At 45.4% G+C, this 24,812-nt stretch carries 14 protein-coding genes; 10 read left to right on the top strand and 4 right to left on the bottom strand.

What is annotated here, in order from left to right:
- The first annotated feature begins 51 nt into the window (after positions 1-51).
- Positions 52-2,430: a GH36-type glycosyl hydrolase domain-containing protein gene (locus FS628_RS27605; RefSeq protein ID WP_145326277.1), complete on the top strand. Its 2,379-nt coding sequence runs from the start codon at positions 52-54 to the stop codon at positions 2,428-2,430.
- 113 nt (positions 2,431-2,543) lie between these two features.
- On the opposite strand, the gene FS628_RS27610 is transcribed toward FS628_RS27605, so the two are convergent.
- Complete coding sequence (locus tag FS628_RS27610; protein WP_145326278.1) at positions 2,544-3,311, bottom strand: GNAT family N-acetyltransferase; 768 nt, start codon at positions 3,309-3,311, stop codon at positions 2,544-2,546.
- A gap of 149 nt (positions 3,312-3,460) precedes the next feature.
- Here FS628_RS27610 and FS628_RS27615 point away from each other — a divergent pair, with 149 nt between their 5' ends.
- A complete protein-coding gene (locus tag FS628_RS27615; protein ID WP_145326279.1) occupies positions 3,461-4,123 on the top strand; it encodes a M48 family metallopeptidase in 663 nt (220 codons plus the stop codon).
- A gap of 113 nt (positions 4,124-4,236) precedes the next feature.
- On the opposite strand, the gene FS628_RS27620 is transcribed toward FS628_RS27615, so the two are convergent.
- Positions 4,237-5,319 (bottom strand): saccharopine dehydrogenase, encoded by a 1,083-nt coding sequence (locus FS628_RS27620; protein ID WP_145326280.1) that lies wholly within the window; start codon positions 5,317-5,319, stop codon positions 4,237-4,239.
- Positions 5,320-5,418: 99 nt separating this feature from the next.
- Positions 5,419-5,739 (bottom strand): ArsR/SmtB family transcription factor, encoded by a 321-nt coding sequence (locus tag FS628_RS27625; protein WP_145326281.1) that lies wholly within the window; start codon positions 5,737-5,739, stop codon positions 5,419-5,421.
- A 184-nt stretch (positions 5,740-5,923) separates the two neighbouring features.
- Between FS628_RS27625 and FS628_RS27630 the strand changes: the two genes are divergently transcribed.
- Positions 5,924-6,322 carry an iron chaperone gene (locus FS628_RS27630; RefSeq protein WP_145326282.1) on the top strand — a complete coding sequence of 133 codons (399 nt, stop codon included), beginning with the start codon at positions 5,924-5,926 and terminating at the stop codon, positions 6,320-6,322.
- A gap of 149 nt (positions 6,323-6,471) precedes the next feature.
- On the opposite strand, the gene FS628_RS27635 is transcribed toward FS628_RS27630, so the two are convergent.
- On the bottom strand, positions 6,472-7,902 hold the full coding sequence (locus FS628_RS27635; RefSeq protein ID WP_145326283.1) for a CAP domain-containing protein: 1,431 nt from the start codon (positions 7,900-7,902) through the stop codon (positions 6,472-6,474).
- A 175-nt stretch (positions 7,903-8,077) separates the two neighbouring features.
- On the opposite strand from FS628_RS27635, the gene FS628_RS27640 reads away from it, so the two are divergent.
- The 7 genes from FS628_RS27640 (at position 8,078) to FS628_RS27670 (ending at position 24,811) form a co-directional block, all read left to right on the top strand.
- Entirely contained in the window at positions 8,078-9,661 is a 1,584-nt protein-coding gene (locus FS628_RS27640; protein ID WP_145326284.1) for a glycosyltransferase family 39 protein, read from the top strand.
- Positions 9,662-9,665: 4 nt separating this feature from the next.
- The gene (locus tag FS628_RS27645) at positions 9,666-10,199 is read left to right on the top strand and encodes a hypothetical protein (RefSeq protein ID WP_145326285.1); all 534 of its coding nucleotides are present in this window, start codon (positions 9,666-9,668) and stop codon (positions 10,197-10,199) included.
- A gap of 404 nt (positions 10,200-10,603) precedes the next feature.
- Positions 10,604-11,599, top strand: a complete 996-nt coding sequence (locus FS628_RS27650; RefSeq protein ID WP_145326286.1) for a phosphotransferase enzyme family protein — start codon at positions 10,604-10,606, stop codon at positions 11,597-11,599.
- A gap of 339 nt (positions 11,600-11,938) precedes the next feature.
- The gene (locus FS628_RS27655; RefSeq protein WP_145326287.1) at positions 11,939-16,564 is read left to right on the top strand and encodes a non-ribosomal peptide synthetase; all 4,626 of its coding nucleotides are present in this window, start codon (positions 11,939-11,941) and stop codon (positions 16,562-16,564) included.
- Between the two features lie 11 nt (positions 16,565-16,575).
- Complete coding sequence (locus FS628_RS27660) at positions 16,576-17,598, top strand: TauD/TfdA family dioxygenase (protein WP_145326288.1); 1,023 nt, start codon at positions 16,576-16,578, stop codon at positions 17,596-17,598.
- Between the two features lie 91 nt (positions 17,599-17,689).
- Complete coding sequence (locus FS628_RS27665) at positions 17,690-20,785, top strand: amino acid adenylation domain-containing protein (RefSeq protein WP_145326289.1); 3,096 nt, start codon at positions 17,690-17,692, stop codon at positions 20,783-20,785.
- The gene (locus FS628_RS27670; protein ID WP_145326290.1) at positions 20,786-24,811 is read left to right on the top strand and encodes a non-ribosomal peptide synthetase; all 4,026 of its coding nucleotides are present in this window, start codon (positions 20,786-20,788) and stop codon (positions 24,809-24,811) included.
- Position 24,812 lies beyond the last annotated feature (1 nt).

The raw sequence follows: 24,812 nt of genomic DNA on the forward strand, positions 1-24,812 counted from the left end.
CTAAAACGTTTTCTGTCTTTTGACTCCATAATCTGAAAGTGAGGTTCAGTGATGATTAAAGCATCGGAAGATAATCAATATGTTGAACTGACCAGCCCAACAAGTATACCGAAGGCATCTGGATTCCTTTGGAATGAAAAGATGATGATTCATGTGAATTGCCGGGGTTACGCTGTGGCCCAATTCATGCAGCCCGAACCTGCCAAATACTCGTATGCGCCCAACCTGGAAGCCAAGACGTTTATGCAGCCAGAGCAGCCATATTATGCCCACCATCCCGGACGGTTTGTCTACATTAAAGATGAAGTAAGTGGCGAAATCTTCTCCGCCCCGTATGAACCGGTTCGCAAGCAGGCGGATAGCTATACGTTCGCTGTCGGTAAACATGATATTCAATGGAAAGTCATCCAGGATGACATTTGCATCGAGATGTCCCTGCGCCTGCCGAAGGAAGATGTCATGGAGCTGTGGCGTGTGAAGGTAACCAATCTGTCTTCGAGAAAACGCAAGCTGAGTATCTACCCGTATTATACGGTCGGCTATATGTCATGGATGAACCAGTCCGGTTCATATGTGGAAGATTTGCAGGGCATTGTCTGCTCGGCGGTTACGCCGTATCAGAAATATCAGGATTATAGCAAAATCAAAAATTACAGTGACAAAACCTATCTGCTTGCAGATCACAAACCGACCGCCTGGGAAGTGAATCAAGAGCGTTTTGAAGGCGAAGGGGGACTTCATAATCCTTCTGGACTTCAGTCAGAGACACTCGCTGGTGGAGATGCGCGATATGAGACACCTGTGGCTGCATTGCAATATAGATTAGAGCTGGAAGCGGGAGCTGATCAGGTGTACCGATTTATCTTTGGCCCGGCTCATGATGAGACAGAGATTGAGAGCATTCGTCAGCATTACTTTGTGAAGCAGAATAAGGATGGACAGGATGGTTTCGTCGCAGCCGAGCAGGAATATGCTGATTATATTGCAGAAGGGCAAGGAAACATCCAGATTGAGACACCGGACAACTGGCTAGACAATGTCGTGAATCACTGGCTACCTCGCCAGATGTACTATCATGGCAAAACCAACCGTCTGACAACCGATCCGCAGACGCGGAATTATTTGCAGGACAACATGGGCATGAGTTACATTCAGCCGCAGATTGCACGGGCTGCGTTCTTGACCGCTCTGTCTCAACAGCATATAAGCGGCGCCATGCCAGACGGTATTATTTTACACCCGGACGCAGAACTGAAATATATCAACCAGGTTCCTCATACCGATCATTGTATCTGGCTTCCGGTCTGTATGAAGACCTATTTGGATGAAACGAATGACTATAGCATTCTGGAGGAACTGGTTCCTTTTACAGACAGTGAACAGAAGGTTACTGTACTCGAGCATATGAATCTTGCGATGCGCTGGTTGATCCATGAGCGGGATGCGCGCGGGTTGAACTATATCAATCAGGGTGACTGGTGTGATCCGATGAACATGGTGGGATACAAAGGCAAAGGCGTATCCGGCTGGCTGACCATTGCGACGGCATATGCCTTCAATGTGTGGGCAGATATTGGTGAACAGGCAGGGCATGCCGAGGTTGCAGCGGAATTCCGTCAGGAAGCCAATCAGACCAACGCGGTAGCCAATGAGTTTCTGTGGGATGGTAACTGGTACGCGCGCGGAATTACAGATGATAACGTCGTGTTTGGCGTAAGCAAAGACGTGGAAGGACGCATCTATATCAATCCTCAGAGCTGGGCACTTATGAGCGGTGCTGCGGATCAGGAGAAACAGGAGAAGTTAATCCGTGCCGTAGAGGAGCAATTGGAGACGCCATATGGTGTCGAGAAGCTCGCGCCGTCTTTCACAGGGATGCGGGAAGATGTAGGTCGAGTTACGCAGAAACATCCCGGAAGCGCAGAGAATGGTGCAGTGTACAATCATGCGGCTGCTTTCTATATCTACGCGTTGTACCTGGTAGGCGAGAAGGAGAAGGCGTATCGTTTGCTACGTAAAATGATTCCTGGCCCTGATGGCGAGGATATTCTCCAGCGTGGGCAGTTACCTGTATTTATTCCGAATTATTATCGCGGAGCCTATCGTCAATTCCCACGTACAGCCGGGCGTTCCAGTCATCTGTTCAACACCGGCACGGTGCCTTGGGTGTATCGCTGCCTGATCGATGGCCTGTTCGGACTGCAAGGTCATGCACAAGGACTTCAAGTGCGTCCGCAGTTGCCTGAAGATTGGAACGAGGCGTCGGTTACGCGGTTGTTCCGCGGGGCTGAGCTGAACGTAAACATGAAGAAGGATGCCTCTGTCCAGACAACTGAGGTGCATGTTGACGGTCAACGAATTGAAGGCGACATCATCAAGAATATACAAGCCGGCGTGAAATATGAGGTGCTGGTGAAGCTGCCATTGTAGAAAAGCGCACGGAGTAACTGCTGAACGGTGTGAAGAGTTATTAAGAACCACGGAGCAAATTAAAAACTGCCTTTCCTTCATAAGAAGGAGGGCAGTTTTTGGTTTCAGCTTGATCAGGACTCGATCCATTCTTTGACTCTGTACCAATAGCTATAGATTTCGGAATAACCCAGCTTCGCGTAGAGCTTTAACGCAGGTACATTATTCGCAACGACTTGCAGATAACTAGACGTAGCGCCATTCCTTTTTGCCCAATGCAGGAGGTGCAGGATCATCTGTTCAGCAAGTCCCCGATTCCGGAAGTTAGCGTCTGTAATGATGTCATACAATCCGATATAGCCACGCTCGATTACACCGAACCCACACGCGACGACTTGCCCGTCGATCAACAGCGAGATGAAACCTACCTGTGTGCGGATGTTATGTAACATTAGTTCTGTCGTTTTCCGTTGCAGATCATTCACCTGATTTAACCTACAAAAGTGATCCAGCCACTCCCCGGTTAAATTCTCGTCAATCTGTACAGCATGGTGCTCAGGCTCTTTGATATGTTCCAGACTCCGAGTCTGGAGGTGGGTGAGATCCACTACAGCATACCCTTTGTCTTGCAAAAGTTGGTCGAGATGATCCGGCTGAATAAACGGCGTGATTTTGAATATGGTACTTAATTGATTGGAAGCATAGATGCGCTCACATTCTTCAATCTTTTCATGCACATCCAGAGTCGAGTAGTGGATCGGTTGAACGGAGTTGGCACGTTTGGTATATCCTTTGGCAAAACGCAGTACCCAGCCGTCATATAGTAAGGTGGACAAGGGTTGCCAGTGGTTAAGCGATAGTTCTTCAATGGTTTTGTATTCTGTATCCGTAGTATGAGTCATATCCAACCTCCGATTTTATAATTAAATAATAATACATAATAACGTATAAAAATACAATTCAAACATAAATATCGCCGAACAGTATGCATTATCGTTGGAGATGGTATACAATTTGATTTGAATGAATAACTTCAGAAGCGGAGCGCGTTATGTTAACTATAGAATTAAATAATCACAGTATTAACTGTCATATTGAATACGGCAAACGGAAAAAAGTTTCCATCACGATGGATTTGCCTTACATGGTCACGATCAAAGCACCCAATGGTACCAGTGAAGACATGATCCGGCAACTTGTGGAGCAACATGGGGATGTGATTTTGAAGAAATCCGCTCTGATGCAGCGGGCGCTCGACGGTCCTCAAGCCAAGGAATACGAAGATGAGGGCAAGGGAAAGTTTTTACTATTTGGCAAGGAGCATGCACTGCATGACTTAATCCCTGTAGAGGGGCTTACAGAAGTGGAGTTGCGAGCGAATCTGAAGAAGTTTTATTTTGCCGAGTGTAAACGCATGATTGGGGAGCGCATCGGACGCTATCAGCAGGAGTTGAAGGTGAAGCCGAAGTCAGTTGAGATCGTAGATTCCCCCACCAAATGGGGCAGTTGCAGCTGGGACAAAAAACTTACGTTCAATTATCGCCTGGCGATGGCGCCACTGGAAGTGATCGATTATGTCATCATTCATGAACTTTGCCATATTCACCACATGAATCATGATCGCTCTTTCTGGCGGCGGATCGGCAGCATCATGCCGGATTACAAAGCGAAAGAAGATTATCTGATGCGAAATGGTCGAGCCATGACGCTATAATTCCAGACTCAAGCTTGTACTTGATACGATACATCCCTCATTATCATTCGTAAAATCCGCGAAGGTCCCACTGTTGCAGTGAGCGGCTTCGCGGATTTTGTTATGTCTGGAGTTCAGGAATGGGATATTTGAACGCCGTATTGTTTGAAAAAAAGAGTAACCGCATCCATGTCCATTCGTTGATCGAACAAATGCTCAGGATAATAGATGCCTGGAGCCATAAGCTCGTCCGTAGGCATCATCAGTATCTTTTCGGCCTGCACCGCAGCGCCGAGTGCAGTCATGTGGGTCTGACCGAGTGGGTCAGAGACCGTCATCGTTCGTTTAACCTCGTTTCCTTTCGCATCCAGTCCTTTCAGTTGAATGACCAGATGATGTGCACTCCCGGTTCCCGGATTATAGAGCAATTTCCGCCGGAATGGCTGGAAACGTTCTCCACTGATCATCTTCCATACTCCGGTTTTGACCAATCCGGCGAGTGCATAGGTAGATACTTTACTATCAAATGAAATGCGGAAGCTGGCGGAATCGATATGGCTGGTATGAGGCAAAGTGACGTGATCGGGTGTATCCAATCTGTAACATGGGGTTGTGTACCCGTTCGGAAAATGTACTTTAATCGGATCTGTCATGGGATAGACAAGCCGGTTCGTGTTGGATTCGGTTACCTGAAAAGGAATACTCATCCGATCCATAAAGGCTGCTGAGTCAGGCCCGGCTTTATCTCGCAGCGAGTACAAGGCATGAATGTTTACTTCGACATGTTGCAGCGAGTTAGAAAGTATCATGGCAAATAGAGAAGCTGTTCCTGCCATCCATCCAGAGGACAGCACTACAGGGGCATGAAGTTCTTCCTGCTCTACTGTACGGATCGCTTGATTGAACACCTCAGTCCAGCGTGTTACATCGATGAGTGGAATTTTTCTCCGCACTGCGGATACCAGTAGCCGATCATCCAGATCGTTCACTGCATTAATGATTAATGATATATTCTCTCCTGCGTGAATCAGTGGATCGTCTGCATTGGTATCAACAACAGCCGTTTGGACACGATTGGATGGAAAAGGTGCTGCTTTACCCGCAGAGCGGCCTCCGAGTACCAATTCCAGATCAGGATGCCTGTCGTGCAAAATGCGGGCAAGCTGTGCACCTACAGCACCATAGCCTCCAGCGATAAGAACTCTTTTTCTAATCATTCGATAAACCTCCGTTGATATGTTTATGTACTTATATGTTTAAACTATTGAACATAATAGAGTGAAGAAAAGGAATGCAGTTCACCAGCGCGGTACGCGCTAGCTCTGACATTCCACTTCCACGAGATGAACGAGCTGTTTGAGTAATTCGATCGCATCGTTGAACTCCAGCTTGTAATACATCTCCGTACCTTTTTTCTGAACCGATAGCAGCCCGGATTGACGTAATATTTTCAAATGATGAGAGACCGTAGGGCGTGACATGGGGACATGCTCTGCAATCTGTGATACGTTCATGCTCTCTTGATCAATGAGCAGCGATATGATTCGCTGGCGAACGGGATCTCCCAAACCTTGAAGATAAGGACTTAGATTCTCGAAAATATCAATGACTTTTTGGTTACCCATTGAATCGTTCATGGCTCACTCCGTTATAATGTTTAATTGTTTAAACGTATTATATAGCTTATACATCTAAAAAATCAAATTCAACATTTTAAATCACAGAGAAATAGCTGTTCTGCTTGTACATTTAGAGTACAATATAAGCAAATATACCCGTACCACGAATCAGTGGCAGTCCCCGTGGTGGAAGGAGCCCCAGATGGCTGAGAGTAACCATTATTCTGTGTTGGTAGATGAGTATATCTCGGAGTTTGCGCCCGATGTACAGGTGAGATTGCAGGCGTTAAGACAGATTATTCGGGAGTCGGCTCCACACGCCGAAGAGAAGATCAGTTACAAGATGCCGACGTATGCGCAGCATGGGAATCTGGTTCATTTTGCCGCATACCAGCATCATATTGGGTTTTACCCTGCTCCCCGGGGAATTCAAGCTTTCAAGGAAGAACTCTCCAAGTATAAAGGGGGAAAGGGATCGGTCCAGTTTCCGCTGGATCAGCCGTTGCCCGAGGATCTCATCCGCCGGATTGTGGAGTATCGGGTGAAAGAAAATGTGGAGATCGCGTTGGAAAAGAAACGCAAAAAGGGAGCACCGAAGTAATCAAAGCTCCTATCACAAAAGCTCATATCATAAAACAAAAAACAGTCGGATGCCTATGCATTCCGACTGTTTTTGTTTTTCGATTTTAAGTTTTACTTTGGTCGTTACTTCATTTTACTTTGTTCGATTCCTATTCTCTTGCTTCACTTCTATTCAAAGGAATAGGTGACGTTTGAATTACTTGCTGTAGGGATGAAGTACATGAAGCTTGGGTCCACTTGCAAATAGATGGTCAGATCAGGCACACCCAGATTAGGAACCGTCAGACTGAACCGACCGTTAGCATCCAGCTTCACCGTTTCCGTACGAATATGTTTCTCTTCTGGAGAAGGACCGTGGATTTGGAAAGAGAACGTTTTATTCGCATAAGTCGCGAGTGTTCCCCGTACTTTCAGCGTACGATCCGCTGTATATTCGAACTGCATCAGATGATTATCGAGATAATCTTCGTTCCCCGTATCCGGTTCTTGTGGTTCTGTTCCAGGATTCTGTGGATCGGTCACAGGCTCTTGTGAAGGGTAGCTAACCGAGAAGAAACGTGTCTGGTATGAAATTTCTGCTTTGGACCCGTTCTTCTTTTTCAAACCGGTAATGCGAACGTTGAACGTGTCGCCTGCCTTCAGGGATTTCAAGTTATCCGGGCGGAAAATGACAGCATAGTTATACCCATAACCATCGGTATTTACGTTGAAAAATGCCTTTACAGGATCACTGCTAACCGGGGTTTTAGATCCCAATACCCAAGTTTTCTGATCCGATGAACGGATGATCTCCACCTGTACCTCGGAATTGGAAGGCTTTGCGAAGACGTCCGGGTTCAGCTGTGCAGACCAGGCTTGCGACACATGGAATGCTTCAACAGGGAATGCCCCTTTGTTCGGATACAAGTTGTAATTGTAATTGAGTTTTCCTGAACGGCTTGTATCCATAACCTGCATGGTGCTGAAATGGCTCGCATAGTTTTTGTTGTCCCGGGATGCAATCCCGAAGCCGACTTTCTTCAGTTGCGGACTCAAAATCCAGCGGCGATGGCCGAGTGCAGCAATGTTGCTGGCATCCGAATCATCCATATATGCTTCAACACTTTTGACTGCAATGTTGCCGGCAGCAGTATAGGAAGCGTATAGATTGGAGCTGGAAGTCGACTTGGCTCCCAGATCAAAGAAGTCCTTCGGCATATCTGCCGGACGAGCCGGAAAGTGGGTCAATTCTCCGGTAGAAACAACAACCGCTCCATGTTGGGCTTGACGATTGAGCGCAGTGTCCAGGACAAGATCGCCCTCTAACCCGGAGAGATAACGATAGAAGTTCGCTGCACCTAGCGCCTGTTCCAATGTGGAATCACTTACTACACCAGCAACGTAAGGTGCCTTGGTCGAGGGGTTCTGTGTGAATGTGGCTGTCTGGTCCTTACCACTCATCCATTGCGTCCATTTCTGACTGATTTCCTGCTCACTTCGCTCAGGCAGCAGACTGTCGATAGGGGCTGCAGCGATCTGCTGGGTCCCGAGCAGCATGAATAACAGGCCTGCCAGAGGAAGAGAGAGTAACGAGCGGATGTACCTTTTTTGAATAACCATGTTCTGATCTCCTTTTAGTTAAAAATATTAATATTATGTATTCGATGTATATTATCGACATTAGAGGAATAATTCGTTAGATTTATGAATTGAATTGTTTGTTCGAATTCAGCGATTTTTCAGCCAGAGCCTTTATAATACTCACGGAATCCTGTATTCGAAAAGGAGTTTTGGCATGTCTAAGATGCTGCAAAAATCGTTTTATCTCATTCTGCTCGTGTTTGTTGCGGTGTTTATTGTTTCGTCCTTGTTGGTTCGGGCACAGTACAACTACGCTTTGTATGGGGACAATCCCATTCTGAGCATGCAGCAGTGGAGTATTTTTCTCCCGGTCATTCTTTTGCTTCTCGGTTCAGGTATCGGTCTGTATGCTCTGTGTTTGAAACTGAACCAATACAGTCCGAGGGTTATTATCCCGATCGTACTGCTATGTTCACTGGCGATTCAGATCATCATCATTTTCGTATTTCCGAGAGTGCCCACCGATGATTCACAGACCGTTCTCTCACTCGCCATGAACATGTTGTATGACCAAGACTACTCCACGTTTGAAACGGGTGGTTATCTGCACATGTTCCCGTTTAATTACTCGATCGTGTTGTACCTGAAGACATTGCTGTACCTGTTCCCGGACAATTATCTGGTCATTAAACTATGTAATATTTTGTTTTCAACGTTAACGACATTCATGATTTATCTTATCTACAAACAAGTGAATGACAGATCCACGGAACGTGATTACGGTGTGTTGATTTTTGCAGCAACGTATCTACCTTCCCTGTTCCTGAACAACCTGATCTATAACGATGTAATTGCCACAGCATTTCTGACATCATGCCTATACTTCTTCATTCGTTTTGTACGTGAAAAGTCTTGGAAAACCATCATCATTGCCGCCATATTTCTTGCCATGGGCAACTACTTCCGAAGTATCGGCGTGATCGTGCTGATTGCTGCCATGATCTATATCCTGCTGAATATGCGTAGCATCGGAGCGAAGAAAGTTATCGTTTCCATCGGTGTGGTGGCTATGTTGTTTAATGTACCAACCTGGACTCAGAATGCGGTTCTTCAATCCTCCGGAGCAGTGAGCGAAAACGTTGGAGAGAATGCGGCACCTGTCTATATGTGGCTGAACATGGGGATTAATCTGGAGCGTTTTGGCTTCTGGGACAATATGGAGAGTTATCAGATCTATCAGAGGCAGGCCAACTACAATAAGGCCGAGAGCGCAGAATTGTTCAAACAAGAGATTGGCAATAAACTGTCCGAAGCAAGTGCAAGTGACTTGGTGCAGATGTATTACAAAAAGATTATATGGACCTGGACCGAAGGGACGTACCAGATGGACCGATACGGAATTGGCAATGAAAGTTCCTTGGGTGCAGGAAGAGGAAGGGGAGGCGGAATCGCAGGCTCCTACAGCTATACCAATGCGATAACACAACTGTTTCAGGGGGATTCGGCTTATCGGACAGGTTTGCTCTGGATCGTATATGTGATGAATTTCTTGATGTACTGTTTTATTTTCATCCGGTTGGTCGGTGGAATTCGTCGTAAACGGTATGATGAAGTCTCATTGATTCTGGTCATTCTCGGATTCATCGGATTTTATATTCTGTGGGAGATTAAGTCCAGATACATCTACCCTGTATATCCACTGTTGGTTGTGCTGTCCTACATGGGATTCAAAGATACGTATGATTTCATATTCCATCGTAAAGGCATCTTGGAGAGGTATTCCCTGAGAAAAAGGTGATCATATGCGCAAAAATAGATATTTCACATCGGTTACGCTGCTCCTGCTGCTGGGATACTCGGTGATGCTGACGGCTTGCGATGTTATTACCGCCCAAAATATTACCAACACCGGTTCTGCACAAGGCATGCCGAATGGCGGTGGCCAGGGGATGAACGGAGGAACATCAAGAGGTGGAAGAGGCGCCGCGGGCATGAATGACCGTACAGGAAGTCCGGACATGATGCAGGGGATGATGAATGCTGATATTACAGGTAGGGTCATCTCCGTGACTGGAAACACAGTCACTCTGGCGTTACTTGAGGTGCAGGATACCTCATCTCCAAGCATGGAATGGATGGATACGGGAATGGAAATGAAATTGAATATAACTGATGATGTTGCTATCACTGAAGGCATGGGAACGCCGCGTTCGGGTAATTCCAGCCCAAATGCGAATTCATCCATTCAAGTGTCTGATCTTCAAGAAGAAGGCATCGTTATGGTGTGGTATAAGGACAACACCGAGACGGTCGAACGGATGGCGGTTGTCCAGTAAAAGATGCTGGGAATTTCGTTATTTTGTAATTGCTTACATTCGGTCTATGGGTTATTATGGAAACAGCTGTTTTTGAAGGGAGTGAGCGTCATGAAACGACGGTCTAAGAAGGTATGTTCTATTACTACAATGAAGGTAAGAACGAACTGAATAATTCCGGCAGACCATCAGATGCAGGGTGGAACACATCCAGTTTCCCAGTCGATCTGAGATCTGTCGATATAATAGGGATATAACTGCTCATTTTTTTCTGGCGTATGCGAGGTTTATTTGCTTGTGCAAATTTCTCATACACTCAGAATTTTTTTGAAGCCGCAGGCATAGCCTGCGGCTTTTTGCGCGCAAAAATAGGTATTCGAAGGCTACAAGCAATGCACATGAACGATTAAAAAGGAGAAATGCCCATGTTAACATTAAAATATTTATTTCAAAATAACGACCTTGCCGAGATGATCCTGAAGAATTGGAGTTATGATCCCGAGTCGCTGGACATGTTTCAGTATTATCGCATATCCTCCAATGCCGTGTATCCGTTCAGAGATCAGGGGGAAGTGCGATTGCTTCGTTTTGCCCCGGTAGAGGAAAAAAATCAAATCAATCTTATAGCGGAACTGGAGTTCCTCCGATATCTTCGAACGAATCATTATGGAGCTATGGAGGCTATGCCTTCTCTTTCAGGAACAGAACTCGTAGAAGCTCACACGCCATGGGGAACGTACTATGCTTCTGTATTCAAGCGAGTACCCGGATCACAGTTAGGAGGCATAGAATTGAATGATGCCATTTTGTACTGCTATGGTCAGGCATTGGGTGAGCTGCACCAGCTATCGCGTAGGTTCACACCTGAGCAGGAGGAGAAGCGACGCTGGACCTATACGGATGTGTTGAATTGGATGCAGGAGAACCTGAGGGATTTTCCAACAGAGACGTCAGCTCTGAACGAGGTGGAGTTCCTCCGAACATATTTTGCGACTTGGCCGATGACCCAGCAAAATTTCGGACTCATCCACTACGATTTTGAACCGGACAATGTCTTCTATGACGAAGGAAGCATGTCTTGTTATGCCATTGATTTTGATGACTCGATGTATCACTGGTACGCGATGGATGTGGAGCAGAGTCTGGAGAGCTTACGTGAGGAGATCGAGCCTGAGCAATGGGAAGTGAAGAAGCAACAGTTTCTGAACGGGTACTGGTCCAAGGCAGGAGAACGTTATGATCTGGAGGATATGTTCCCCGCTTGTCGTCGTTTTGCCAACTTGTACGGATATGTGCGTATGCTTCGATCTGTTGCAGAGCAGTGGTCACATGAACCGGAGTGGATGAGCGGACTAAGAGCGAGGTTGGAGAGGAAGATGACAGAAAAGGCAGAGCAATTCGGAAAGACAATAGAATGCTGAGGTTGTCCCCATTTAGCCTAGGCTAGTCGTAATTCATAAGCACAGAAGTTAGAAATAATTCATGTTAATCCAGTTCCGTGATTAGATGCAGATCCTCTGGATCTATCACGGGACTTTTCAGTTTGTTCGAACTTTACCGAACAATGAAACGAAGGTGGATAACTTGTAGAAAGATTGGTTGGGACTTTCATTATTTTCATATGGAATGGGTGATATTGATGTCGGAATATCTACATTTTTGTTAAAAAAACAACTAAAATAGTTATTGATTAAATTGGGATGGGATGATAAGTTGTAATTAACTTATTTTAGGATAAATTATATATAAAGGAGAATTAGATGGGAAATGTATGCGTCGATCTGCATCCTTTAACAGAGCATCAACAACGAATATGGTATATGGAGATGTTATATCCGAATTCAGATGTATGGATGATTACAGCAAAGATAAGCATACCGGAACCGATCAATTTCATCTTGCTAGAGCGGTCCATTAACCGGGTTTTGAAGAATAAGGAACTGCTTCGAACCCGAATTATACTGGATCAAGGCGAGAAGAAACAGTACATCCAACCTTATAAGTACAGATCACTCAAGCATATTCATGAAGGGCCAGCCTTGACGGATATGACATGGACTCAGTATGTAGATAACCATCCGATCCATGTACACAGTGAAGATCTATGCCAGATATATACGTACGAAGGTCATGGACAATACGGATATATCATTCAGATCCACCATATTATCTGTGATGGGTTGGGTTTAGTCCAGTTGACGAATGAGATTACAGAGACCTATCATGCCGAATTGAAGGATGGCAACACAGGCACAGTGGAATCTACGACTCACGATTATGAAAACTATGTACATAGTGAACAGCAATATTTCACTTCGAAACGCTATGCGAAAGATCAGGCCTTTTGGAGAGAGAAGTTTCATACGATTCCCGAATTTATGGAACTGAAACCGCACAATCCCCTTTTAACTCACACCGCAGCCAGAAGAAAAACGATGAATATGGATCACTCCATGTATGTACGTTTGAAAGAGTTCTGTCGTCAGAAGAATGTCAGCGTATTCACCTTTTTTCTCTCAAATCTAGCAATTCTGCTGAATAAACTCACTCACCATACCGATTTGGTCGTTGGAACCAACTACGCGAACCGCACTAGTAAAACAGATAAAGACATGATTGGCATGTTTGTCACAACCATACCTGTCAGGATCGGGGTAGAACCTTCTGAATCTGTGTTAACCTTACTGCAACGTATTTCTAACGAACAAAAAGAAATGTTACGTCATCAGAAATATCCCTATAATCAGCTGATCCGTGAACTCAGAGAATCGCTCTCGCTACCAGAACTGAACAGACTGTTCGGCATATCTCTTGTCTACCGTCCGGAAAGCTTTAACAAGATGCAAGGACATCATATCGACCTGGACAACAAGTTTAACGGACACGAGACGAATGATCTGCTTATCAATATTATTGAAAAAATGAATGAGGATCGTATCATACTCCAGTTGGATTATCGGACAGAATTGTTCAGTGAAACGTATATGGATAATGTGCTCAATCAGTTTCTTGCGGTTACAGAGGCAATTCTGGAACAATCCGAACTAAGAATTGAACAGATTAGCATTGTTAGCGAAGCCGATAAACAATCGATGCTAACCGATTTTAATAATACCGAGGTAGTGTATCCGAGCAATAAAACCGTGATCCAGTTGTTTGAAGAACAGGCTGCTGCTACTCCTCAACATACAGCACTTATCCTGGGGGATAAGGAGATGAACTATGAACAGCTAAATGCCAAAGCTAACGACTTGGCCAGAGTACTAATCAATAGAGGAATTAAGCAGCGAGAACTAGTAGGCATTATTGTATCCCACAGTATGGAAATGGTTATTGCAATTCTGGCAGTTATGAAAGCCGGGTGTGCTTATATTCCGATTGATCCCGAGTATCCCGATGAGCGAATTCAACATATTTTAAAGGACTCTCAGGTAAGGTTTGTCCTGGTAAACCAACAAATAGAAATGCCGGACAGTGTAGATGTCATACATCTGCTTGAAGATCATGGCGGGCAGATCGTAACAGATAATCTGAACTTAACCATAGATATGAAGGATCTCGCTTATGTCATATATACATCAGGATCAACAGGAGCACCAAAGGGTGTATTAGTGGAGCATAAGGGGTTGACCAACTATATATGGTGGGCAAGTGAGACCTATGTTGCTGACAGGAAAACGACATTCTCACTGTATTCTTCCATCGCGTTCGACCTTACCGTCACCTCCGTCTTCACGCCGCTAATCACGGGCAATGCAGTGATTATCTATAACTCGTCCCATAACAAGGCGTTGATTGCGGAGGTTGTCTTGGATTCACGAGTGGATCTGATCAAGCTGACTCCTGCTCATCTGCAACTGATCCAGGATATGAACCTTATGGACAGATCCAATGTCAGAACATTTATTGTGGGGGGAGATAATCTAAGTACTTCACTGGCCGCAAACATTACCCGCCAAAGCAAGCATGAGGTTACCATTTTCAATGAATATGGACCGACAGAGACGGTGGTGGGCTGCATGATCTATACCTACAATCCTCATGTCGACCTAACCGAGTACGTACCCATCGGCAGGCCTATTCAGAACACCTCCATATATGTGCTTGATCAATCCCTTCGATACGTGCCTGTTGGCGTTCAGGGTGAACTGTTGGTTGGGGGAGACGGAGTAACCAGAGGCTATCTGAACCGACCCGAATTGACGGAGAGAAAATACGTTGAACACCCGGATCATCCAGGTGAGCGATTGTACCGCACGGGTGATCTATGCAGGTTAAGGGAAGACGGTCAGATGGAATACCTCGGAAGAATGGACGATCAGGTGAAGATTCGAGGGTATCGAATTGAATTGGGAGAGGTCAAGGCAGCTTTCTTGAAGATAAAAGGAGTCCGGGATGTTGCTGTGAGCGTCAAGACGGATCAGCATTCCCGTCAGCTATGTGCTTATTACGTGAGCGATGTACATGTAACACGGAGGATGATTCGGGATACCCTGGTATCTCTGTTGCCAGAGTATATGGTTCCCACACATCTGATCAAGGTATCGTCCATACCGCTTACAATTAACGGAAAGATTGATTATTTAGCGTTATCGATAGAGAAGCCCCAATTGGATGATCAAGATAATCCATATGTAGCCCCAAGTTCTATCATGGAACAGACGTTATCTGTCATATGGTCTGAGATTCTGGACCTAAAAGAGGTAGGGGTGACAGACCATTTTTACGAACATGGTGGAGATTCGCTCAAGTTGATTCAGATCTATACAAGACTTTCCGAGATAGGTTTTGATTTTTCGATTAACGATATGTTTAATTTCCCTACAATTCAATCCTTAAGTTCACATCTGGATCAAGTCATGGAAGGAAAGGCAGGCAAGATGAGTATGGAACAAAACACAATGAAGAGATCCAAAGTGGACGTATTGAACGGAATTATGGACAAGCCGATTTTCGTGTCAACGGATATTCCCAGAGTGGACCCGGCGCTCAAAGGTGTAATGTCATTCAATCAGGAATCCTTGTGGCTGGTTGAACAGTTCGAAGGGAAGAGCACCAAGTATAATATTCCTGGACATATTATTTTCGAAGGCACGTTTTCGGAAGACGCTTACATCTATGCATTGAATCAGATTGTACAGCGGCATGATGTATTGAGAACATATTTTGTTATAGAGAATAATATACCGGTGCAGCGAATCAGACCTTACGAGCCATTTAATATTGAGGTCCAGGTTTCACTGAGTGATGCTTCCGAAGCTAGTCTGAAGCGTGTGATTGAAGAAGAATCAAGACACCAGTTTAACTTGGAAAAAGGGCCTATGTACTATTTTAGATTGTATCGAATCCATGCACATCAATATTTTGCCTATTTTAATTTTCATCATATTATCTTTGATGGTTGGTCTCAGGATATTCTGATGGCTGAACTGGGGTCGTTCTATAATGCATATCTCAGGGGAGAAAATACAGCAACAGAGGATCTGACTATTCAATATTCCGACTATTCATATTGGCAAAAAGAGAAATGGATTGCTACCGAATTTCCCACGTTACTGGATTATTGGTGCAACCAGTTGGGAAGTACCATCAACCAAACGGTGAAAGTGTTGCCTTATGATCGGGAGCCGTCGCTGAACAACGGAGATACCGGGGATGTGCTCCTCGCGGAAATTCCAATTCAAACCATTGAAATGATCAAAAAGGCGGGTATGAAAAACAATGCCAGTCTGTACATCACTTTGCTCACCGCTTATAAAATGTTGCTGCACTTTTACTCGGGTGAAACCGAGATTGTCGTAGGGACCCCTGTTGCGAACCGGAATCGTGCCGAAGTCCAGAGATTGATTGGATATTTCTCCAACAGTCTTGCTTTGAAGACGGGGATGGACCCGCAACAGTCCATAGACGCCCAGATCGTTTCTGTTAGAAATACGGTATTTGAGGCATTTGATCATCAGGAGATGCCTTTCGGCAAACTGATTGAACTGTTGAACCCGGATCGTACTTCGGCGTTGACCCCCTTCTTTCAGACGTGGTTTGTACTTGATGTTAAAAATACGTACAACATCGAAGGGTTGAATATTTCCCAGAATGAAATTCTGTGGGGACACAGCGGCAAGAGCAAATGGGATCTGACATTGAATCTCATCGAGGCTGATCATGCAATGAATGCTGTGGTTGAATACAAGACGGAGTTGTTTGGTAAATCCACTATGAAGAGATTCCTGCATGACTATATAGCTGTAGTGAACCTGATTGCAGCCGACTCCTCGCGTAGTCTTCAGGCTGTACGTCATGATTGGGAGGTGGTGTCCCACGAGTACAAGATGGTATTGCTGAACAGCAGTAAAAGCAAGAAGAAATTCAACAAAATTAAATCTTAGGAGGAGTAACCATGAAAAAGAAATTTGATAAAGGCGCACAGATGGTCATTCAGAAAGAAATCGTAAAGCAATCGTTTCTGGAGGAAGGGCAGGAGCTGCCGCTGGTAATCAAACCGAATGTAGCCGGACTAGATCTGAATCAATGGTATCTCAACAATAAGGATATGGTGGAAGAGAAGATTTTGGAATACGGTGGAGTCCTCTTCAGAGGTTTTGATACCACTACACCAGAGAGCTTTTATGGGTTTATCGATGTAAGCTGCCCTGAGCCACTGAGCTATAAGGAAGGAGCGACACCAAGAACTCAAGTGCAGGGCAAGGTGTATACGTCAACGGAATTTCCCAATGAGGAGACTATTGCACCGCATAATGAGTTGTCCTACGTCATGACCTGGCCCAAAAAAATCTGGTTCTCCAGTATCGTTGTCGCTGAAGAAGGCGGAGAAACACCGATCGTGGATGTACGGAAAGTATATAACCTCATTGACCCTGACATTCGGGATGTGTTTGCAGAGAAAGGCTGGATGTTGGTTCGAAACTACGGAACCGGATTCGGACAGACTTGGCAGTACGTTTTCCACACGGAATCCAAGGAAGAAGTCGAGCAATATTGTCTGGACAACAACATGGACTGCTACTGGAATGAGGATGGAACGCTGACAACCAAACAGGTGAGACCAGCTATTACGATCCACCCGGATACGCAGGAGAATCTGTGGTTCAATCATATTGCCTTCTGGCATAGCAGCAGTCTGAACGAAGAAGTTCGCAATCTGATGCTCGAAGAATTCGGAGAAGGAGGCTTGCCATACCAGACGTATTATGGAGACGGAAGTTTAATTGATGCCGAAGTGGCTGCCCATATTCGCCAGGCTTATGCTGAGGCCGCGGTTGCCTTCCCATGGCAAGAGGGAGATATTCTTATGCTGGATAATATGCTGGTGGCACATGCTCGGAACCCGTATCAGGGCGATCGCAAAGTATTGGTAGCCATGGGAGAACCCGTGAGTCGTGAAGCCTCAATTCAATCGTAAGGTTATTCTGTCATCGAAGTGGCAAGTGTAACATTCTTTAGTTCACTTTATATAGAACTGAAAATACATTAGAAATGCAGGAGGATTGAACATGGAAAATGTAATGCTGGGTTATCCCCTTTCACCACAACAGAAACGACTGCATGAACTGAATAATAACGGATTAACATCACTGGTTCCCAATGTAATTGCTGTTAACATCGAAGGTGAGTGCTCAAATGGTCAGATTGAATTAGCCGTGAAGAGAATAGCCGAGAAATACAGCGCACTTCGCACTTCCATAGAAGCCGATCCCAACTATGGGATCCATCTTCAGAAGGTAGATTCGGAGACCAGAAGCCGATTCCGTACTGCATATTCAGATGAGTCGATTGTGGAAGAGGATATTCAAGGGTTGATCCGGAAAGAGTTGGGCACTTGGAGAGGCGATTATTCACTGGAAGCCATTAACGTGGATCTGTCTGAACGTTCCAAAGTGTTGATTCTCGCTTTTGATCCGCAGTTTTCAGATATTGAACCTGCCGTTATTCTTGAGGATTTGTCACAATTCATGGTGGCCGACGTAGACCAAGAACTTCTGGAAGAAGAGGTCCCATATTACGCTGTATCCGAGTGGTTGAATGACCTGTTGACTAATGATGAGCACGCGGAAGAGAGAAGTTTTTGGAACAATAAACGCTTCGATCATTATGACAAGCAATTGTCCATGTCATCCGGTAGTGGGTCCCCGAGAATGACGATGGCAAGTTTCTCTGTAGATTGGACACCAGAATTGTGGGCTGAACTTAAGAAGGTAGCGGATAAGGTTGGAAGTACAATAGATGATGTTACGCTTGCCTGCTGGAATCTGACTTTGCATCTGCTGGGCGAGGATAAGGAACTGACGGTTGGCGTACATACGCGTGGCCGACAAGATGAGGATCTGGAGAAGGTTGTTGGTACATTGAATCGATACGTACCGCTGTACTCTGTCCGGAAAGAGGACGATACGCTGGCTCAGTTTATCCAAAGAACGACGAGTGAAGCAAAAGATAGTGTGGAATATGCAGACTACTTTGACTTCAAAATGTTTGGCAGATCGGATTCGAGCCAATCTGTGTTCTCTTACGGATTCGAGAGTGGGGACGCATCATCCATGGTGAAAACGGGTGGATACACGTTCCAGGTCGTATATCAGTCGGAACAGATTGAACCGGTTCACTTAGGTTTGAACGTCCATCAATATCCAGATCGTAGGGATATCATGCTTAGATATAACGAGGAAGTGTACACGCCGACAGAGATTGGTTACGTGGCAGATATATTTACACATATTTGCAACCAAGCCTATGTGAATCTGGACGAATCGGTATGGTCCAACATCATGCCTGATCATCTTGCAGCCACATTGCAATCGATTCTTCAAGGAGAAGTTCGGGAATATGGAACGTCGACATTGGTGGAAATGCTGGATGAACAAGCCCTGAAGACACCAGATCAGATTGCGGTTGTGTCTGGTAACACGCTGCTTACGTTCCGGGAAATCCATGAGAAGTCCAAGCAGCTTGCCCACTATCTGCATCGGACAAGAAGCGTCAGACATGGAGATGTAGTCGGTGTCAGCGTGGAGAGATCTCCTGAACTGGTCATAGCCCTTCTATCGGTACTTCGAGCAGGTGCGGCTTATGTACCGCTGGATCCGGATTATCCGAATGAGCGATTGTCCTATATCCGTGATAATGCTCGCATTGAGACGGTGCTGTTGTTGAATAAAAACAATGAACGGCTCAACTCCCTTTTTGACAATCCTGTGTTCCTTGAAGAAGAAGGTGAGGCAATTGCGGCCGAGTCTACGGACGCAACGGCAATCGGAGTAGATGCCAGAGATACCGCCTATATCCTCTATACATCTGGTTCCACAGGCAGACCTAAAGGGGTCAAAGTGTCGCATCAGGCTATTAGCAACCATATGCATTGGATGAACAGTGAATTTCCACTGAGCGGGGAAGACGCTGTATTGCAGAAAACATCGATAAATTTCGATGCATCGGTATGGGAATTCTATGCACCGCTCACTACGGGCGCAAGATTAGTTCTTGCTGAACCGGACAAGCATGCTGATCCCGATTATCTGCTCGACATCATTCATAAAGAACAGATTACGACGTTACAGGTTGTGCCTACCATGCTTCAAGCTCTGGTGGAAAAGGAGAGCCTTTCTTCAGCACCGTTAAAAAGAGTGTTCAGTGGGGGAGAAAGGCTGGGAATTCCACTCCAAAAAGCTTTCTTTGCCGGATCCAATGCTCAGTTGATTAACTTGTACGGCCCAACCGAGGCGAGTATTGATACGACTTATCATATCTGTGACAAGGATAACGTTCATGAAACGATCGGCAGACCCATTCATAATACGAATCTGCTCGTGCTGGACTCGAACCTTAATCTTGTCCCGCCAGGTGTTGCCGGAGAGTTATATATCAGCGGAAAGGGCTTGGCAGATGGATATGTAGATGAACATTTAAATGACCAGGCTTTCCTGGCACATTTTTATGCGCCGGACAACGTGATGTACAAAACCGGAGACAGGGTCCGTTATTTCCCGGATGGTCATATCGAATACATTGGCAGGGTTGACCGGCAGGTGAAGTTAAGAGGTTACCGGATCGAACTCGGCGAGATCGAGAAGGTTCTGAACGAACACCCTCATGTGCGACTTGCAGCAGCAAAGCTGCTAGAGAAGACAGAACCTTTGCTGGCTGCCTATGTAGAACTGGATAGCGCTGGAGAGATTAAGGATGTCAAACAGTGGATTTCGTCCGCGCTTCCCGAATATATGATTCCTAACGCAATCCAAGTGCTAGACCCTTTACCGCTGCTGAGCAATGGAAAAATTGATTATCACGCTCTACCGGACGTAGATGTAAGTTCCGGGGCAGAATATGCCGCACCAACGACAACCGTTGAGCAGATTGTTGCTCAGATCTGGAGATCCGTATTGAAGCGGGAACAGATTAGCATAGATGAGAATTTCTTTGCGCTGGGAGGACATTCTCTGATTGCAACGCAGGTCATCTCTGGAATCAGACAGCAGGCAGGAGTCAATCTGCCGCTACGTAAAATATTCGATGCGCCAACCATTCGTGAATTATCCGCTGTGATTGAGAATCTATTATTGGAAGCGAATGGATATTCTTCGGAGGGTAATTAAGTGAAAAAATCTGGTGTAGTGATGAACAAAAGTGAACTAATTGATCGAATATTAAGTCAGATGAATGTTTCCAATACAATAGAACGCACTTCTCGGGAAATCAACCGATTTCCCTTATCTTTTGCTCAGAAGAGATTGTGGCTTCAGCAACAGATTGAGCCGGGAAGTACGGCATACAACATGGTTTTTGCCAATGAGATTAGGGGAGAGTTCGATGAGTCGGCATTTGAGCAAGCCATCGGACTGATGGTGGACAGGCAAGAGTTACTGCAGATTCGGATTGATTCCGAAGAGGGTGTACCGTATCAGTATATTTTGAAAGACCAACCGGATTATCAATGGGTTGATCTATCGATGTATCCGGAAGATCAGGCCGAAAGTCAGATTGTCGATGGAATTGAAAGGGCCGATGGCCCTTTTGATTTTACTCGGGACAGACTGTGCAGATTCAAATGTTTTAAGCTTAGTGATCACCGCCACATTTTTGTCCTGATGATGCATCATATCATCTCGGATGGTCAGTCAATCGAGATCATACGAAGAGATCTATTATCTTATTATGAACATTTCCGTGGAGTAGGCCCTTTGCAGGTATACAGCTCTTCCGCGACCCAATATATAGACTACTCGGTATGGCAGAATCAATTGTTGGAAAGTAAAGAGTTTGCTGCTCAGAAGAGGTACTGGCTTGATCAGCTGAAAGGACACTCCTATACGCTCACTTTGCCATATGACCATGAACGTCCGCAGAAACGGAGTGAAGAGGGAATATCCGTATACTTCACGATACCTGCATCTCTTACCAGCAGATTAAGGGAAATCTCGGAGAAGAATCATTCCACGCTATTTATGGTGATGTATACCTGTTTTGCGATTTTGTTACGTAAATATTCGGGTGAAACGGATCTGCTGATCGGTACACCTGTCTCCAATCGGCCACAGTCCGATTTGGAGAAGATCGTTGGTTTCTTTGTTAATACACTCGTACTGCGAAGCTGTATTGATGATCAGCAATCATTTCTGCAACACCTGGATGCTTCCAAAAATACGATTCTTGATGCATTTGACCATCAGGATGTACCGATTGATCTGTTGTTCGATGACCTGATCCAATCTAGAACCACAGGATATTCGCCATTGTTTCAGGTCATGTTCAGTCTGGGGAAAGAGGGCCATTTTGAACAGAAAGATCAACAGGCTGTGTTCAGGGAGATCAAGCTGAAGCAGATCAACACATCCAAATTCGATATGTCACTGGACTTGACGGAAGATGAGGATGTGATTAAAGGTACATTTGAATGTAGTCGGGATCTGTTCCACGTGAGTACGATTGAACGCTGGGCCAGTAATTTTATTGCGCTGCTTGAATATATTGTGGATCAACCAGGGAAGCCAATCACAAGGATTGGAGCCGTTAGTGATGAAGAACGACAGAAAGTTCTATATGAATGGAACGATACGGTTATGGATTACCCTGATCATATCTGTGTACAACATCTGTTTGAAGCATCTGTAGCCCGAGCCCCGGATCAGGTGGCTGTAGTGTATGGGGGAGAACAATTATCTTATCGAGATCTGGAACGTCAAGCGAATCAATTGGCTCATCTTCTGATCGAAAAGGGAATTGGACCTGACAAGGCGGTAGCCATTGGCATACAACGTTCACTGCATTTACCTATTGCCCTTCTTGCCGTGTTAAAAGCGGGAGGAGCCATCGTACCGCTGGATCTGGATGCACCTGTGGAGCGAAATCGTCACATGTTAACAGATTCGGGAGCATCCATCTGTCTCATCAATACGAATACGTTGCCGATCCCGGATGATGTTGCCCTTCTGATCGACGTATCTCAACCTGAAATGTATATGGACAAGCCCATAACAGTTCCCTCGACACAAGTGGGGCCTGATCATCTGGTAGCTATTTATTATACGTCAGGCACTACAGGGAAACCCAAAGGGGTATCTGTGCGGCACCAGGGATGGGTGAACCGTATCTGCTGGATGCAGCACCAATTCAAGCTGGAATCCCATGAAACGGTCCTTCAGAAAACAACCCTGACCTTTGATGATGTCGGTCTTGAATATTTCTGGACATGGATGGCAGGTGCCAGGGTTGCCCTGTTGGAACCCGGATTTCATCGTGATCCGTATGCGATCATTCAAGCTTTGAAGCAATATGAAGTGGCTATCGTCTTTTTTGTTCCGAGCATGTTGAAGATGATTTTGGAGCGAATTGGTGTGGCGGATCTGGAGCAGTTAGCGTCATTACGGGATGTATTCTCCAGTGGGGAGGCATTGAAACCCGAAATGGTTGCAGCGTTCCACAACAATCTTCCCGAGCGTAATCTGCATAACAGTTATGGGGTAACCGAGGTTTCCATTGATTCGACCATTCATATGAATGTGCAGTTGGAAGGTCTCCGCGCACGAAGAAATATATCCATTGGTCGGCCAATCGGAAACAATTTTATATATGTTCTGGATGAAATGCAGAATCCGGTGCCTATCGGAGTTCATGGTCATTTGTATATTGGGGGTGTTGGGCTGGCCAGAGGGTACTACGGAGATCCCGTTAAGACCGAACAGGCTTTCTTCGCGAACCCGTTTACCGATGGACGAATGTACAGGACGGGCGACATTGCTTATTACGACGCTACTGGCAAGTTATACATTGTCGGTCGAATAGACAACCAATTGAAGATCAGAGGCATGCGTGTAGAATTGGGGGAAATCACCGATGTAATCTCCAGACACCCTGATATTCAAGAGTGTGCGATGCTGGCTGAGAGATGGGGAGATGATGAAGAACTGTCACTGAGTGCTTACATTCAACTGGCGCCATCTTCTGAGATTCTCAGTACGGACCTTCGCAACTTTTGCCGAACCCTGCTGCCGAGTCACATGATTCCCTCACGCTTCATTACGATTGATCGTATTCCTCTAAACAGTAATGGCAAGTTGGACAAGGCAGCGCTGAAGCATCTGGACCGTGGCACATTGAAGGATTATGTCGCTGCTCCGCAGGATGAACTGGAAGAAAAGGTTATGCGGACTTTCATGGATATCCTTGGTGTGGACACTATCCATCTTCATGAAAGCTTTTTCGATCAGGGTGGGCATTCCATCAAAGCCGTCCGTTTAATGGATGTTCTGAACAGAACATTCCAGACCCAACTGTCCGTGATTACTTTGTTTGATTACTCCACTGTCACTGAGATCGCGCGAATCATTCGGGAAGGGAATCTTCCCCAAGATCAATCGATTGTTGTATTGAAAGAAGGAGGACGTGCGGATGAAATACCGTTGTTCCTCATTCCTACGGGTGGCGGCAATCTTATCAATTATTATGAGTTGGTTAGCCAACTTGAAGGTCTGAATATATACGGATTTGTGCCAAGAGGATACGAAAATGACGAAGAACCTCTCTATACCGTCCAGGAACTGGCCGAGTATTATTACGATGTTCTTACGCAATTGCATCCGATAGGTCCGTACCGTTTGCTGGGTTGGTCATTTGGCGGCAATGTGGCATTTGAGATGGCACGGATCATTGAAGATGCAGGACAGAAGATGGAATGGCTGATTATTCTGGATGCGCCTGCCAGAAGTCATGAACGGGATATTCGTCCAATAAACAAGATGGAGGCTCTTGCCGAATTAGCACACAAAAATGGACATGAGTTTAAGCTTAGTGAAGACTATGACACCCAGTTACAAAAAGTCATGGATTACTTCCCCGGCGAAAGCACGCTTAGAAGTCTCAAAGTGCGTCTTGCCAATGAAGTAGCCTTTGATAACTACTATTCAGCAGATCCGATTCAATCCAATATTCATTTGTTATATGCAACGGCTCAGGATGAACATAGTCCAGTTCCGTTAACAGATGAACAGTCATGGCACGCCAAGACGACAGGTACATGTAATTCTACTCCCATTCCTGGTCATCATGAGAATCTGATCGACTACAATCATGCCGTGAATGTGGCCCAATATGTGAATCAAATGGTGAAGGGACGGATCAGATGAC

It is taken from the genome of Paenibacillus xylanexedens, assembly GCF_007676705.1.
GTDB classification, from domain to species: Bacteria; Bacillota; Bacilli; order Paenibacillales; family Paenibacillaceae; genus Paenibacillus; species Paenibacillus xylanexedens_C.

Excerpts from the sequence above, each read along its gene's own strand:
- FS628_RS27660 (WP_145326288.1), top strand. The coding sequence starts at position 16,576 with ATGAAAAAGAAATTTGATAAAGGCGCACAGATGGTCATTCAGAAAGAA.
- FS628_RS27625 (WP_145326281.1), bottom strand. The coding sequence starts at position 5,739 with ATGAACGATTCAATGGGTAACCAAAAAGTCATTGATATTTTCGAGAAT.
- FS628_RS27635 (WP_145326283.1), bottom strand. The coding sequence starts at position 7,902 with ATGGTTATTCAAAAAAGGTACATCCGCTCGTTACTCTCTCTTCCTCTG.
- FS628_RS27630 (WP_145326282.1), top strand. The coding sequence starts at position 5,924 with ATGGCTGAGAGTAACCATTATTCTGTGTTGGTAGATGAGTATATCTCG.
- FS628_RS27655 (WP_145326287.1), top strand. The coding sequence starts at position 11,939 with ATGGGAAATGTATGCGTCGATCTGCATCCTTTAACAGAGCATCAACAA.
- FS628_RS27615 (WP_145326279.1), top strand. The coding sequence starts at position 3,461 with ATGTTAACTATAGAATTAAATAATCACAGTATTAACTGTCATATTGAA.
- FS628_RS27610 (WP_145326278.1), bottom strand. The coding sequence starts at position 3,311 with ATGACTCATACTACGGATACAGAATACAAAACCATTGAAGAACTATCG.
- FS628_RS27650 (WP_145326286.1), top strand. The coding sequence starts at position 10,604 with ATGTTAACATTAAAATATTTATTTCAAAATAACGACCTTGCCGAGATG.
- FS628_RS27645 (WP_145326285.1), top strand. The coding sequence starts at position 9,666 with ATGCGCAAAAATAGATATTTCACATCGGTTACGCTGCTCCTGCTGCTG.
- FS628_RS27620 (WP_145326280.1), bottom strand. The coding sequence starts at position 5,319 with ATGATTAGAAAAAGAGTTCTTATCGCTGGAGGCTATGGTGCTGTAGGT.
- FS628_RS27605 (WP_145326277.1), top strand. The coding sequence starts at position 52 with ATGATTAAAGCATCGGAAGATAATCAATATGTTGAACTGACCAGCCCA.
- FS628_RS27665 (WP_145326289.1), top strand. The coding sequence starts at position 17,690 with ATGGAAAATGTAATGCTGGGTTATCCCCTTTCACCACAACAGAAACGA.
- FS628_RS27640 (WP_145326284.1), top strand. The coding sequence starts at position 8,078 with ATGTCTAAGATGCTGCAAAAATCGTTTTATCTCATTCTGCTCGTGTTT.